Origin of the sequence: Bradyrhizobium sp. SPXBL-04 (assembly GCF_051853035.1) — a bacterium.
In the GTDB taxonomy this organism is placed as follows: Bacteria; Pseudomonadota; Alphaproteobacteria; order Rhizobiales; family Xanthobacteraceae; genus Bradyrhizobium; species Bradyrhizobium zhanjiangense.
Map to the genome: position 1 here is coordinate 6664963 of NZ_CP182472.1, position 14319 is coordinate 6679281.

Sequence of the window (14319 nt, forward strand, 5' to 3'; positions counted from 1 at the left end):
ACCTCCCTCAAGAGCTTTTTCTGTTTGACGCGTTTTCTTCACGCGAACCGCTACGCACTTCGCTTGAAAACGCTATGCCAGGAGCCGCGACGAGCCGGTCGGCCGCGTCGAAGACAAAGACATCATTGGGATCGAGCACGGCATCGATGGTCTGGCCCGGCTCGAACTCATGCACGCCGTGCAGCACCGCCACCCAATTCAATCCGTCGCGGGTCAGATGCACGAAACTCTCCGAACCGGTGATCTCGGTCACCGTCACCGTGGCATGGAAGGCGTGGCGGTCGGCCTCGCCATTGGCAAGGGCGAGCTGATGCGCGCGGAAGCCGACGCGATAGGCGCCGTCGGCAAGGCCTGCATAGAGCCCCCTGGCCGGTGAGGTCGTGCCGCCGGCATATTGCACGGAGCCGTTCTTCTTCTCGAGACCGACGAGATTCAGCGGCGGATCCGAAAACACCTGGGCGACGCGCAGCGTCTGCGGGCGGCGGTAGACGTTGGCGGTCTCGCCCATCTGAAGCGCCCGGCCCTCCCACATGCACACCGTATTGCCGCCGAGCAGCAGCGCTTCGGTCGGCTCGGTCGTGGCATAGACGAAGATCGCGCCGGAAGCCTCGAAGATGCGCGGCAGCTCGGCGCGCAGCTCCTCGCGCAGCTTGTAGTCGAGATTGGCGAGCGGCTCGTCGAGCAGCACGAGGTCGGCGCCCTTGACCAGCGCGCGCGCGATCGCGGTACGCTGCTGCTGGCCACCGGAGAGCTGGAGCGGCGTGCGCTTCAGGAACGGCTCGAGGCGGAGCAGTCTTGCAGCCTCCGCGACACGCGCCTCGATCTCGTCGCGCGGCTTGCCCTGCACGCGCAAGGGCGAGGCGATGTTCTCATAGACCGTGAGCGAGGGGTAATTGATGAACTGCTGATAGACCATCGCGACCGAACGCTGGCGCACATCGGCGCCGGTGACGTCCTTGCCATTGACCAGCACCTTGCCCGTGGTCGGCTTGTCGAGGCCGGCGAGCAACCGCATGATCGAGGTCTTGCCTGACAGCGTCGGGCCGAGCAGCACGTTGAGGGTTCCGCTCTCGAACGTCAGCGAGACGTCGCGGATGTGCGGGATCCCCTCGACAGTCCGGGTCACGTGATCGAGTGTCACGGTCATGAGCGTCCTCCCGCTTCCAGCAGGGGAGTTTGCGGCACGGCGTGGGTCCTGATCCAGTCGTCAAGCGCCGCGATCTCGTCGGCAGATAGTCGCAGGCCGAGCTTGGACCGGCGCCAGACGATGTCGTCGGCGGTGACGGCCCATTCATTGGCCATGAGATAGCGGACCTCGCGCTCGGTCAGCGTCGCACCAAAGGCCTGGCCGAGATCGGCGGCCGATTTCGCATCGCCGAGCAGCTTGATCGCCCTTGTGCCGTAGGCGCGGGCGAGGCGCCGCGCATGCTCGTGGCTGAGGAAGGGATACCCGCGCTGGAGCTCGGCGATCAGGCCGTCGATGTCGGATACGTTCATGTCGCCGCCGGGCAGCGGCCATTTGCCGGTCCAGCCCTCGCGCGCTTTCGCGCTGCGAAGATAAGGCGCGAGCCGTTCCAGGGCCTCTTCGGCGAGGCGGCGGTAGGTCGTGATCTTGCCGCCATAGATCGACAGCAGCGGCGCGCCGCCGGGTGTGTCGAGCTCGAACACATAGTCGCGGGTTGCGGCCTTGGCTTCGCTGGCGCCGTCGTCATAGAGCGGGCGCACCCCGGAATAGGTCCAGACCACGTCCTCTGGCGTGACCGGCTTGGCCAGATATTCGCTGGCGGCAGCACAAAGATACTGGATCTCCTCAGATGTCGCCTTCACCTTGGCAGGATCGCCGTCATAGTCGCGGTCGGTGGTTCCGATCAGCGTGAAATCGTCCTGGTACGGGATCACGAAGATGATGCGGCCGTCGGCGTTCTGGAACATGTAAGCGCGGTCGTGGTCGTAGAGCTTCTTGACCACGATGTGCGAGCCCTGGACCAGGCGTACCTTGGCCTTCGCGTTGACGCCGGCGCCGCGGCCGAGCACGTCCTCGACCCAGGGACCGCCGGCATTGACCAGCGCGCGCGCCTGGATCGACGAGCGCGCGCCAGTCAGCGTGTCGACCATGCTCACGGTCCAGATGCCGTCGGACTGGCGGATCTCGGTGGCGCGGGTGCGGGTGCGGATCTCGGCGCCCTTGTCGGCGGCATCGCGCGCGTTCAGCACGACGAGGCGGGCGTCATCGACGAAGCAGTCGGAATATTCGAATGCGCGGGAGTAGCGGTTCGGGATCAGCGGGCGACCGACCTCGTCGCGTCGGAGATCGATCGTGCGCGTAGCGGGCAACAGGTGGCGGCCGCCGATGTGATCATAGAGGAAAAGGCCGAGGCGCAGCAGCCAGGCCGGGCGCAGGCCGGCGTGATGCGGCAGGACGAACCTCAGGGGGCGGATGATGTGGGGCGCGATGCCCCAGAGGATCTCGCGCTCGATCAGCGCCTCGCGGACCAGGCGGAACTCGTAATATTCGAGATAGCGCAGGCCGCCATGCACCAGCTTGGTCGACCAGGACGACGTCCCGCTCGCCAGATCGTTCATTTCGCACAGGAAAACCGTGTTGCCGCGGCCCACCGCATCGCGCGCGATGCCGCAGCCGTTCACACCGCCTCCGATGATGGCGAGGTCGAAAATACGCTCCAACAGACGCATCCCCCGAAGACCGCCCGTTCCATCGAGCGGCTACTTTCGTTTTTGATTAGATCACACCGCAAAACGAAAGCAAGATGAAAGAGAGGCGAAAGGAAGTGAAAGCGGAACATTTTTTGTGGGCGTTGCGAGGGACAAGCCGCAACGTAGCGGAGACCCAAAGCAGGACTCACTGAAATGGCGCGGGGAATCGAGCTACCAGTAAATGCGTTGACGGCTTGAATGTAGTAACATGCCTACATAAGATTTGTACCGGCGAAGCGCCGGCCAGGAGGTGCAAGCAATGGTGACCACTCTCACCAGCCGAGAGTTCAATCACGATACCAGCGGCGCAAAAAAAGCGGCTTCGCGGGGACCGGTCTTTATTACGGACCGCGGCCGCCCGGCCCATGTCCTGCTGACGATCGAAGATTATTTGCGCCTAACGGGCGGGCACATGAGCCTTGCCGAAGCCTTGGCGCAGGCCGGAACGGACTTCGATTTCGATCCGCCGCGCATTGCCGGTGGGATCTTCAAGCCGGCCGATCTCGACTGATGTTTCTGCTGGACACCAATGTCATTTCCGAACTGAGGCGACCAGATAAAGCTCATCGCAACGTCGCCGCCTGGGCCAGTTCAATTCCGGCGGCAAGCTTCTTCATATCCGTCATCTCGATACTCGAAATCGAACTTGGCGCACGCCTTATCGAGCGCAAAGACACCACGCAAGGAGCCATTCTGCGCGCTTGGATCGACAATCATATTCTGGCTCGTTTTGAAGACCGAATCCTGGCCATCGACACGGCCGTGGCGCAGCGCTGCGCACAACTTCACGTTCCCAACCCGCGGGCCGAACGCGGCGCTCTTATTGCGGCAACCGCGTTTGTTCACGGCTTGACGATCGTTACGCGCAACGTCGGGGATTTCGAACCTACCGGCGCTCCGCTGCTCAACCCGTGGGGCGACGCCTAAGGCACTATCGCAGCCTGACCACCGGCGCCGCTTCAGGCGCGGCGTCCTGCGCATCGGCCTGGGCCTCATCGATCTCCCTCACCTCCTTCGGCATCGCTTCGACCACCTCGATGCCCTTGCTGTGGCAGATGGTGGCGAGGCGCTCGGGCAGCTCCTGGTCGGTGACGAAGGTCTGGATCTGGGTGATGTGAGCGATGCGCACCGGCGCGCTGCGGCGCAGCTTTGTGGAATCGGCGACCAGCATGACGCTGCGGGCATTGGCGATGATGGCCTGCGCCACCTGCACCTCGCGATAGTCGAAGTCGAGCAAAGCGCCCTCTTCATCGATCGCGGACGCACCGATGATGGCATAGTCGACCTTGAACTGGCCGATCAGCTGCGTCGCGGTCGAGCCGACCACCGCGCCGTCGGCGCGCCGCACCGTGCCACCGGCGACGACCACCTCGATGCGGGGATGGCGGTAGAGCAGCATGGCGACGTTGAGATTGTTGGTGATGACGAGGAGATCCTCGTGCGAGGTCAGCGCGCTCGCGACCTCCTCGGTGGTGGTGCCGATGTTGATGAACAGCGAGCAGCCGTTCGGGATCAGCGAGGCGGCGGCGGCGCCAATCGCCTTCTTCTCGTCGGCGGCGACGAAGCGGCGCGCCTCATAGGCGAGGTTTTCGACGCCCGAGGCGATGATGGCGCCGCCATGGATGCGGGTCAGCGATCTCCGCTCGCAGAGATCGTTGAGATCTTTCCGGATGGTCTGCGCGGAAACCTCGAACCGGCGCGCGAGCTCCTCGACCATGACGCGGCCCGAGGCGCGCGCGATGTTGAGGATTTCGGCTTGGCGATGGGTCAGTCCGGTCACGGCAAGGGCCTCACATCAGGAAGCTGCATGGTGCGGCGGTTCACGCGTCCGGTCAATGCGTGATCACGGTTAACGGACAAGGATCTTCACCACGCCATCGCGGCTGCGAGGTGCGCAAGCAGCTCCGGATCGTCGAACGCACCGGCGGAAGCGACCGCGCCGGCCGCAACGAGGTCAGCATGGCTGAGCGTGGTGCGCAGCCCGATGGTGGGAATGCCGGCCGCCGCGGCCGATTGCACGCCGGAGCGTGAATCCTCGAATGCGATCGAGGCTGGCGCGCTGGCGCCGACGAAACGCAGCCCTTCCTGATAGGGCAGCGGATGCGGCTTGCCGTGCGGCAGCTCGTCGCCGATCACGATTGCCTTGAACCGCTCGGTGATGCCGAGGCCCGAGAGCAGCAGCTCGGCGTTGAGCCGCGGCGCGTTGGTCACGGCGACCATAGGGATGCCGGCGCCATCCGCACGGTCGAGCAGCGCCATCAGCCCCGGTATCGGCGCGATCTGCCCGGCCACCAGATCACGAAAGATCGCCTCCTTCTCGCCGAGGATCGCGAGCCGCCGTTCCGGCGATTCGTCTGGCAGAAATCGCTCCCCGATCGAAACATTGGAAAAGCCCTGAAGCTCGCGCTTAAAGCGCTCATCATCCACGACGTGGCCGCGCGGGGCGAACACGCGGTGAAAGGCCTCGCGATGAAGCGGATCCGTATCGGCCAGCGTGCCGTCGATGTCGAACAACAACGCCCTGCCCATCGCTTGTCTTTTGGCCTCGATCATTTCCGTACTTTCCCACATGCGCAGCGCATCAATGCGAAAGACGTATCAATACGGCCTCGCACGCGCAATGAGCATCCACATGACGACAATGCGACACTCGACAAAGTCGCGCGCGGCTGCAACACTCGTCGCAAGATCAAAAAGGAGGAAACGATGACGATCAACCGACGCGATCTGGCTCTCTCGACTCTCGCCGTCTCCGCGCTCGCTCTCACCACACCGGCGTTTGCTGCCTCGGCAGACGAAGAGGCCGTGGCGAAGAAGGTGGAGGCCTTCCGTCTCGCCCAGATCGCGGCCGATCCGAAGGCGCTCGGCGCACTGTGCTGGGACGATCTCAGCTACAGCCATTCCAGCGGCAAGGTCGAGGACAAGGCGACCTTCATCGCCAACGCCACCGACGGCAAGTCGAAATTCCTATCGATCGAATACAAGGACCCGACCATCAAGGTCGTCGGCCCTGCGGCGATCGTCCGTTTCCACTGGCTCGGCGAGCAGGAGATGGCAGCCGATGGGAAAAAAGTGTCGACCAATCTTCATATCCTGATGAACTGGCAGAAGCAGGGCGACGACTGGAAGCTGCTCTCGCGGGCTGCGACGAAGTTGTGATGACAGTTATTACCCTCCCCCTTTGCAGGAGAGAGCGGCATAGGCGGCATTCGGCCGCCGTTTTCAAAGAACGCCGAAGCTTTGCTTCGGCGTTCTCTTAAGAACGGCGGCTGAAGTCGGCCTATGCCACCTTCTCCCGCAAGGGGAGAAGGAAAGGCAGCTGTGTGCTCGGCAAAAAATTCCGACCTCGCGCCTTCGCGCGCCCCAGAATGACGAGTGCGGCGCTTACGCCGCCTCCTTTTCATCGCCGTTAATCAGCTTGCGCGCGGCGCGCTCGGCTTCGCGGGCGTTGCGGAAGAGTTGACCTTCGAGGCGGTTGAAGCGGTGGGATGAAGCGAAGAAGCAGTAGCCTCCGGAAGAACGAACGACGATACCTGCGGTCTGCGAGTCGACTTCGATGATGTAGCTATCCGGCATGGTCCGTGGATTCCTCAGTGCGGGCAAATAACGGTGCTCCTGCCCAAAGGTTCCTCAGGCATTTGAGGCCGTTTCCACCCCGAATCGACACGCAATTGAGTACGCTGGGACCTCATCCGTTTTATGACTGGTTCTTGACTGGTTCTTGGCGAGGGCGCGACGCGATGACTTCGTCGCGCCGCGTTTGGCGGTGCTGCACATCTTCGTGAGATGAGGCAGAGCGTCGCGCGCGATTACGTCGCGATCCTCGTGTCGGTCGCGCGAACCGCCTGCGGGCGGCCGTGCTCGTCGATCGAGACGTAGGTGAAGTTGCCGTCGGTGACGAGGAACGGATGCTCCTCGCCGCGCCGCAGCGCCCAGGCTTCCAGATGCACGGTGAGCGAGGTGCGGCCGACGCGCACGAGATTGGCGTAGACGGACACGAGATCGCCGACATAGACCGCCTTGCGAAAATTCATCGCTTCGATCGCGACAGTCACCGTGCGCGACTTCGCGACTTTCGAGGCGAACACACCGCCGCCGACATCCATCTGGCTGAGCAGCCAGCCGCCGAAGATGTCACCATTGGCGTTGGTGTCGGCGGGCATCGCCAGCGTGCGGATGCAGAGATCGCCGCTCGGCCCGGTCATGGCTTGTTCGTTCATGCCTGTCTCACTTGAAATTGTCCCAGCCCGGATCGGGCGCGAAGCGCTCGCCGAATCGCTCGGCCAGTGCGCGCAAGGTGGATACGACATTCTCTACGCCACGCGTGCGCGCATAGTTCAACGGACCGCCACGGAACGGTGCATAACCGGTGCCGAAGATCATGGCACCATCGACCGCGTCGGCATTGTCGACGATGCCTTCGCGCAGCGCCGCGACGCAGACATTGGACATCGGCAGCACCAGGCGATCGATCATCTGGTCGGTGACGCGCGGACCGGTCTCCGGAAGCTGTGCCTTCTCCGCCTTGCCGTCCTTCCAAACATAAAAACCCTTGCCGCTCTTGCGGCCGAGTTCGCCCTTGGTGACCTTCTCGCGCAGCCAGGCCGGCGTCGGCGGCAACAGATCGCCGAACTTGGTGCGCAGCATGTCGCCGACATCGAGACAGATGTCGAGCCCGACCTGGTCGGCCAGCTCGATCGGTCCCATCGGCATGCCGAACTGCTCGGCCGCGGCGTCGATCAGCCGCTGATCGGTTTTCTCGTCCAGCATCACCATCGCTTCCAGCATGTACGGCGTCAGCGCGCGATTGACGAGGAAGCCGGGCGAGCTCTTCACGGCGAGCGGCAGGCGATCAATCGCACCGACGAAGGCGAGCGCCTCCTTCAGCACTTGCGGGTCATTGCCGTCATGGCTGACGACCTCGACCAGTTGCAGCCGCGACACCGGATTGAAGAAGTGCAGGCCGACCAGCCGCTCCGGCCGCGCCAGCGTCGTCCGCAGATCCTGGAGCGGAATGCTCGAGGTGTTGGTCGCAAGGATCGCCCCTAGCTTCATCCGCGGCTCGATGCCGGCATAGACCTTCTGCTTCAGCTCTAACTTTTCCGGCACGGCCTCGATGATGAGATCGGCGTTGCGCACGCCTTCCCCGTCCATGTCAGGGATGAGGCGATCGAGTGCGTCGCGCACGTCGGTCGGCTTGCGGATGATCTTGCCGTAGAGCTCGTTGGCGCGCTTCACCGCGCCGGCGATCGGCTCCGCCTTCATGTCGGCGAGCGAGACGCGCAGTCCCTGCCCCGCGCACCAGGCCGCGATGTCGCCGCCCATGGCGCCGGCGCCGATGACATGGACATGCTTGACGGCATTGCCGCTGCCCGCCGCCTTCTTCATCTGCTCGCGCAGGAAGAACACGCGGATCAGGTTCTGTGCGGTCGGCGTCACCATCAGCTTGGCAAATGACGCCTGCTCGGCCCTCAGCATCGCGATCTTGCTGCCGCCATGGGTCTCCCAGAGATCGATCAGCGCGTAAGGCGCGGGATAGTGCTCGCGGGACGCCGCCTTCGCCGCCTCCGAGCGCATGCGCTTGGCGAGCAGCCCGCGCACGAAGCCGAAACCCGCCGCGCGCGTCAGCAAGCCCGGCCGCGCCCGCTTCAGGCGTCCGAACAGCGCGTCCTTCACGGCGTTGTGGACGTGGCGCTCCTGCGTGATGGTGTCGACGAGGCCGAGTGATCTGGCGCGGCGCGCATCGATGGTACGCCCGGTCAGCATCAGGGTCATCGACTGCGTCGGATTGACCAGCGCGGTGAAGCGCGCGGTGCCGCCGAGGCCGGGATGCAAGCCCAGCATCACCTCCGGGAAGCCGAACCGCGCCCCCTCGACGGCGATGCGAGCCTGGCAGGCGAGCGCAACCTCGAGGCCGCCGCCAAGGCAGAAGCCGTGGATGACCGCCACCGTCGGCAGCCTCAGGGCTTCCAGATGGTCGACCACCGCATGCGCGGCGCGGATGCGCGTCTCCACCATGTCGGGATCGCTGGCGCCGCGGAATTCGTTGACGTCGGCGCCCGCAATGAAACCGGACGGCTTGGCCGAGCGGATCACGAGGCCGGCGGGACGCTCGGTCTCGATCGCCGCGAGCACAGCGTCGAACTCCTCCATCACATCCGAGGACAGCGTGTTGGCGCTTGTCTCGGCGCGGTCGAACAGCAGCCAGGCGACACCATCGGCATCGCGTGTCAGCTTGAAGTGCTTGTAGGGACCGTCAGTCGCAGGCTTGGGCCCGAGCGCCAGCACGCGGTCGCCAAGCGCGGTCATGATCTTGGAATCCATGGTCACACCGCCTCGATCAGCATGGCGCCGCCGAGCCCGCCGCCGATGCATTCGGTGGCAACGCCGCGCCGCGTGCCAAGCCGCTTCATCGCGTTGACGAGATGCAGCACGATCCGGTTGCCGGAGGTGCCGACGGGATGGCCGAGCGAGATCGCGCCGCCGTCGACATTCAGTCTTTCGTGGTCGATCTCGCCGGCTGCGCCGTCGAGGCCGAGAATCTCACGGCAGAATTTATCGTCCTTCCACGCGGCGAGGCAGCCGAGCACTTGCGTCGCAAAAGCCTCGTTCAGCTCCCAGGTCTCGACGTCTTTGATGGTGAGGTCGTTGCGCTGGAGCAGCGGCGTCGCCGACATCACCGGACCCAGGCCCATGATGCTGGGATCGAGCGCAGCCCAATGGCTGTCGACGATGACGGCTTTCGGCGTCAGCTTGTGCTTGGCCACCGCCTGGTCGGAGGCCAGGATCACCCAGGAGGCGCCATCGGTGATCTGCGAGGAATTTCCGGCGGTGACCTGTCCCCAGGGGCGCTCGAACACCGGCCGGAGCTTTGCCAGCGTCTCGGCCGTCGAGTCCTTGCGCACGCCGTCGTCATGGTCGAAGAACTTGCCGTCGCGGGAAAACGCGGTCTCGACCTCGCCCTTGAGAAAACCCGCGTCTTGCGCATGCGCGAGCCGGCGATGGCTCTCTGCGGCGTAAGCATCGGACTGCGCTCGGGTGATGCCGAAGAGATGGCCGACGACCTCGGCGGTCTGGCCCATATTCAGATCGGTCACGGGATCGGTCAGTCCGCGCTCGAGGCCGATGATCGGCTTGAGATAACGCGGGCGCAGCTTGAAGGCCGCGCCGAGCTTCGCAGCCACGCCCTTGGCGGTGGCAAGGCCGGCAAACCAGCGCACGCCGGAATTCGGCCAGACCAGCGGCGCGTGGCTCAGCGCCTCGGTGCCGCCGGCCAGGATCATGTCGGCATGACCTTCGCGGATGTAGCGATAGGCGGTGTCGATCGACTGCATCCCGGAGCCGCAATTGATCTGCACGGTGAAGGCGACCATGTCCTCGCCCATGCCGAGCCGCAGCGCGGCGACACGGGCCGGGTTCATCTCGTCCGCGATCACGTTGACGCAGCCGAGGATGACCTGGTCGAAGTCAGTCGGGGCGAACGGCTGGCGCGCCAGCAGCGGCCGGCCGCATTGCACGGCAAGATCGACCGGCGTGAACGGCCCGGGTCCCGAACGCGCCTTCAGAAACGGCGTCCGGCTGCCGTCGACGATGAAAACCGGTCGTGCCATCAGCTCGCCGCCCTCTGTTCACCGAGTTCCTGGAAGAATTGATGCACGTCGTTGGATTTCTTGTAAATCGGCGACAGCGCCTCCGGCGCAAAATCGTCGACCTCAATCACCTCGGTGACGGCGTCGCGGGCCGCGGCAAGCTGCTCGCCCTCGGCTTGCGTGATCACGCCTTTGGTGACCGCTTCCTTCCAGTCGCGGAAATGCGCCGCGCGCATGCGCTTGGCGATGGCCTCCGTGCCGGCGGCCAGCTTGAACGCGCGCTCCAGCCGGGCAAAGCCGCCGTTGTCATCGACTTGGGCCAGATCCGGCGTCAGACGCTCGCGCGCCGCCGAGGGTTCCAGCACGAGGCTCGCGCATTGGTGCACGACACGGTCGGAGGGGCCGAGCACGCGAGCACCGAACGGCTGGACCACGAGCTTGAGGAGGATTGCGACAAAGCGGTTCGGCAGATTGGCGAGGATTTCGGCGAGCCGGTTCTCGATGGTCCGGAAGCCCGTCGCCATGCACCATTCCAGCGCAGCGAAATCCTCCTTCTGCTGGCCCTCGTCCTGCCAGCGTTTCAGTACCGCCGAGAGTAGATAGAGCTCGGACAGGATGTCGCCGAACCGCGCCGACAGCATCTCCTTGCGCTTGAGCGCGCCGCCGAGCGTCAGCAGCGCCATGTCTGCGCAGAGCGCGAAGGCGGCGGAGTAACGCGAGAGCTGGCGATAGAAGGGCGTGGCATCGCCCGCGTCCGGCGCAGGCGCGAAGGCGCCAAAGGTCCAGCTCCGGCCGAACGCGCGGAACAGGGTCCGGAAGCTGTGACCGACGTGCTTCCAGAACGCCTTGTCGAACGCGGTGAGGCCGCGCTCGCGGTCGGTGTCGGCGAGCGCGTTCATCTCGTCGAGCAGATGGGGATGGGCGCGGATAGCGCCCTGCCCGAACACGATCAGATTACGAGTCAGGATGTTGGCACCTTCCACCGTGATGCCGACCGGCACGGCGCGATGCAGATTGCCGAGATAGTTTTGCGGACCGTCGATCACGGCCTTGCCGCCGTGGATGTCCATGGCGTCGTCGATCGCGACCCGCATCCGTTCCGTCGCATGCAGCTTCATGATGCCGGAGATGACGGCAGGATGAACGCCGGCATTCAGCGCCGCGCAGGTCAGCCGCCGCGCCGCGTCGAGCTGATAGGCGGTCGCGACGATGCGCGCGAGTGGCTCCTCGACGCCTTCAAACTTGGAGATGGAGATGCCGAACTGCTCGCGGATGCGGGCATAGGCGCCGGTGGTGCGCGCCGCAAAGGCAGCGCCGGCGGCCGAGAGTGATGGCAGCGAGATGCCGCGACCGGCGGCGAGCGCCGTCATCAGCATCTTCCAGCCCTGCCCCAGCCGAGCCTCGCCGCCGATGACATAGTCGAGCGGAATGAAGACGTCGCGGCCCCGGTTCGGGCCGTTCTGGAACACCTGCATCGACGGCAGATGACGGTGACCGATCTCGACGCCGGGCAGATTGGTCGGGATCAGCGCCACTGTGATGCCGAGCTCTTCCTGATCGCCGACGAGATGATCGGGATCATAGGCCTTGAAGGCGAGGCCGAGCAGCGTCGCGACGGGGCCGAGCGTGATGTAGCGCTTGTGCCAGTTGAGCCTGAGGCCGAGGACTTCGCGGCCCTCGAAATCGTCCTTGCAGATGATACCGGTGTCGACCATCGAGGCGGCATCGGAGCCGGCCTCGGGGCTGGTGAGGCCGAAGCAGGGAATGTCGCGGCCGTCGGCGAGGCGCGGCAGCCAGCGCTGCTGCTGCTCCCTGGTGCCGAAGCGCATCAGCAGTTCGCCGGGGCCGAGCGAGTTCGGCACCATCACCGTGACCGCGGCCGCGATCGAGCGCGTCGAGATTTTCCGCACGACTTCGGAATGCGCATAGGGCGAGAAGCCGAGGCCGCCAAACTCCTTCGGAATGATCATGCCGAAGAACTTTTCGCGCTTGACGAAGTGCCAGACGTCCTGCGGCAGGTCGCGCCATTCCCAGAAGATCTTCCACTCGTCGAGCATGGCGCAGAGTTCGTCGACGGGGCCATTGAGGAAAGCCTGCTCCTCCGCGGTCAACCTCGCCTGCGGGACCTTCAGCAGCTTCGACCAATCAGGGTTTCCGGTGAAGAGATCGGCGTCCCACCAGACGTCACCGGCCTCCAGCGCCTCGCGCTCGGTATCGGACATCGCCGGCAGCACGCCGCGCGCGAGAGTGAAGATCGGCTTTGTCAGGGTGTCGCGGCGGAAGCTCATGGCGGACCTCATGCATCGGCGCGGTATCGGGCATTTTAGCGGAAACGGGCTGGCGGAAGCGAACACTTCGCCTGCAAAATTGACGCGGCCGGGTGGCCCCCCCGACCATAACGGCCGGGGCGTGAGGGCAGTTCCAGGAGGGGGAATGGGGCTGAATGGCTCCCCGAGTCATTCCGGGGTGCGCGAACCGTGAACCCGGAATCCATCGTGCGGCAGCGTCGGTGGATGAACGGATTCTCTGATGCGCAATTGCGCATCAGAGTTCGCGCCTGGCGGCGCGCCCCGGAATGACGGCATAGGGAGAGGCGCCTGCCTAATCCGGCCGGACCATCTCGAACATATTTTCCGGCTTGATCTCGAAATAATCGCCGCGGCGGCCGGCGCGGACGATCGGGCGGGCGGCGGCGGTCTGGTAGATGCCGTCCTTGATCATGGCCTTGTCGATGTGGACGGCGACGACCTCGCCCAGCGTCAGCCAGGCGTCGGCCTCCTTGCCGTCAGCGCCCTTGAGGCGGACGATGTCGGAGACCTTGCATTCGAAGGCGACGGGGCTCTCAGCCACGCGAGGCACGTTGACGAGCCGACCGGGCACGGCGGTGAGGCCCGCGACCTCGAATTCGTCGACCTCGGGGCCGACATGCGCGGCGGTCGCGTTCATGTGCTTCGCCAGATCCATCGTGGCGAGATTCCAGACGAACTCGCCGGTCTGCTGGATGTTCTCGACCGTATCCTTCCAGTTGGTGGAGGAGAAGCCGATGATCGGCGGCACGTAACAGAAGGCGTTGAAGAAGCTGTAGGGCGCGAGGTTGACGTGGCCCCTGGCGTCGCGCGAGGAGATCCAACCGATCGGCCGCGGCGCAATAATGGCGTTGAAGGGATCGTGCTTGAGGCCGTGCCCCTTGGAGGGCTCGTAGAAATAAAGCTCTTTGTCGGTCACGCTGGCTTTCCCCTGCTCGTCATTGCGAGCGCAGCGAAGCAATCTAGGATCCGTCCGCGGAGACAGCCTGGATTGCTTCGCTACGCTCGCAATGACGGAGTTTGACGATCCGTCCTGGGCCGCCACGCGGCGGTCAGCCCGGAGCGGTCGGCCTGCTTATAGGAAGAAACGGCTCCGCCCGTCAGTGGCGCGGCGACAGACCCGCGATGACGAAATCGATCATCTGGTCGATGGTCGGGCCCGGTTTGGTGGCGCACTGGGCGATCATCTGGGGGTGGAAGAAGCGTATCATCGCGGTGCAGGCGCAGAGCGAGGCGAGCTGCAGGTCGGGCGCCTCGAACTCGCCGGAGGCAACGCCTTGCGCGATCATCTGGCCGATCACGCCCGCAATGCACTCCATGTGGGCGACGCAGACGTCCCAGTCCTCCTCCATCGCGATCGCGACCATCTCGTGCAGCTTGTTGTCACCGACATAGCGCTCGGTGTTCATTCGATGGATGGTGGTGAGCAGCTCGCGGAAGCGCGGGAGCACCGGGCCGGGCCGGGTCACGATCCGCTGCGCCTCCAGCTCGACCTCGCCCATCAAGCCCCGCGCCACCGCCTGATGGATCGCCTTCTTCGATTCGAAGAAGCGATAGACATTGGCGGGGCTCATCCTGAGCTCCTTGGCGATGTCCCCGACCGTGGTCTTCTGATAGCCGATCTGGCGGAACAGCCGCTCGGCCACCTCAAGGATACGATCCCGGGTGTCGCCTTCGATATGTTCCGCAACCAGTGTCATCTGTCAGGA

At 64.8% G+C, this 14319-nt stretch carries 14 protein-coding genes; 3 read left to right on the forward strand and 11 right to left on the reverse strand.

All coding sequences use genetic code 11. The features are described 5' to 3' along the window. Window positions 1–7 precede the first annotated feature (7 nt). Both ACNJX8_RS32065 and glpD read right to left on the reverse strand, forming a co-directional pair. Complete coding sequence (locus tag ACNJX8_RS32065; protein WP_439358046.1) at window positions 8–1147, reverse strand: ABC transporter ATP-binding protein; 1140 nt, start codon at window positions 1145–1147, stop codon at window positions 8–10. Next, window positions 1144–2694, reverse strand: a complete 1551-nt coding sequence (gene glpD / locus ACNJX8_RS32070; protein WP_439358047.1) for a glycerol-3-phosphate dehydrogenase — start codon at window positions 2692–2694, stop codon at window positions 1144–1146. The genes ACNJX8_RS32065 and glpD overlap by 4 nt, the downstream gene beginning before the upstream one ends. 280 nt (window positions 2695–2974) lie before the next feature. Here glpD and ACNJX8_RS32075 point away from each other — a divergent pair, with 280 nt between their 5' ends. Both ACNJX8_RS32075 and ACNJX8_RS32080 read left to right on the forward strand, forming a co-directional pair. After that, window positions 2975–3226 (forward strand): type II toxin-antitoxin system prevent-host-death family antitoxin, encoded by a 252-nt coding sequence (locus ACNJX8_RS32075; protein WP_091898062.1) that lies wholly within the window; start codon window positions 2975–2977, stop codon window positions 3224–3226. Next, the gene (locus tag ACNJX8_RS32080; RefSeq protein WP_439358048.1) at window positions 3226–3642 is read left to right on the forward strand and encodes a type II toxin-antitoxin system VapC family toxin; all 417 of its coding nucleotides are present in this window, start codon (window positions 3226–3228) and stop codon (window positions 3640–3642) included. The genes ACNJX8_RS32075 and ACNJX8_RS32080 overlap by 1 nt, the downstream gene beginning before the upstream one ends. Before the next feature lie 4 nt (window positions 3643–3646). On the opposite strand, the gene ACNJX8_RS32085 is transcribed toward ACNJX8_RS32080, so the two are convergent. After that, window positions 3647–4495, reverse strand: a complete 849-nt coding sequence (locus tag ACNJX8_RS32085; protein WP_091898058.1) for a DeoR/GlpR family DNA-binding transcription regulator — start codon at window positions 4493–4495, stop codon at window positions 3647–3649. 86 nt (window positions 4496–4581) lie between these two features. Next, on the reverse strand, window positions 4582–5268 hold the full coding sequence (locus tag ACNJX8_RS32090) for an HAD family hydrolase (protein WP_249760209.1): 687 nt from the start codon (window positions 5266–5268) through the stop codon (window positions 4582–4584). Window positions 5269–5421: 153 nt separating this feature from the next. Between ACNJX8_RS32090 and ACNJX8_RS32095 the strand changes: the two genes are divergently transcribed. After that, window positions 5422–5874 carry a nuclear transport factor 2 family protein gene (locus tag ACNJX8_RS32095; RefSeq protein WP_091898055.1) on the forward strand — a complete coding sequence of 151 codons (453 nt, stop codon included), beginning with the start codon at window positions 5422–5424 and terminating at the stop codon, window positions 5872–5874. 225 nt (window positions 5875–6099) lie between these two features. Here the strand turns inward: ACNJX8_RS32095 and ACNJX8_RS32100 are convergent, their stop codons facing one another. The 7 genes from ACNJX8_RS32100 to ACNJX8_RS32130 all read right to left on the reverse strand — a co-directional run bounded on the left by ACNJX8_RS32100 (window position 6100) and on the right by ACNJX8_RS32130 (window position 14310). Next, window positions 6100–6291, reverse strand: a complete 192-nt coding sequence (locus ACNJX8_RS32100; RefSeq protein ID WP_091898053.1) for a hypothetical protein — start codon at window positions 6289–6291, stop codon at window positions 6100–6102. A 233-nt stretch (window positions 6292–6524) separates the two neighbouring features. Continuing rightward, window positions 6525–6935, reverse strand: coding sequence for an acyl-CoA thioesterase (locus tag ACNJX8_RS32105; RefSeq protein WP_091898051.1), 411 nt, complete (start codon window positions 6933–6935; stop codon window positions 6525–6527). A 7-nt stretch (window positions 6936–6942) separates the two neighbouring features. After that, the gene (locus ACNJX8_RS32110) at window positions 6943–9039 is read right to left on the reverse strand and encodes a 3-hydroxyacyl-CoA dehydrogenase NAD-binding domain-containing protein (protein ID WP_439358049.1); all 2097 of its coding nucleotides are present in this window, start codon (window positions 9037–9039) and stop codon (window positions 6943–6945) included. 2 nt (window positions 9040–9041) lie between these two features. Then, window positions 9042–10325: an acetyl-CoA C-acetyltransferase gene (locus tag ACNJX8_RS32115; protein WP_128955386.1), complete on the reverse strand. Its 1284-nt coding sequence runs from the start codon at window positions 10323–10325 to the stop codon at window positions 9042–9044. Continuing rightward, window positions 10325–12592, reverse strand: a complete 2268-nt coding sequence (locus tag ACNJX8_RS32120) for an acyl-CoA dehydrogenase (protein WP_439358050.1) — start codon at window positions 12590–12592, stop codon at window positions 10325–10327. Before ACNJX8_RS32120 ends, ACNJX8_RS32115 begins: the two co-directional genes overlap by 1 nt. A gap of 313 nt (window positions 12593–12905) precedes the next feature. Continuing rightward, window positions 12906–13529: a flavin reductase family protein gene (locus ACNJX8_RS32125; RefSeq protein ID WP_164939185.1), complete on the reverse strand. Its 624-nt coding sequence runs from the start codon at window positions 13527–13529 to the stop codon at window positions 12906–12908. Window positions 13530–13710: 181 nt separating this feature from the next. Beyond that, a complete protein-coding gene (locus tag ACNJX8_RS32130) occupies window positions 13711–14310 on the reverse strand; it encodes a TetR/AcrR family transcriptional regulator (RefSeq protein ID WP_028160320.1) in 600 nt (199 codons plus the stop codon). Window positions 14311–14319: the final 9 nt, after the last annotated feature.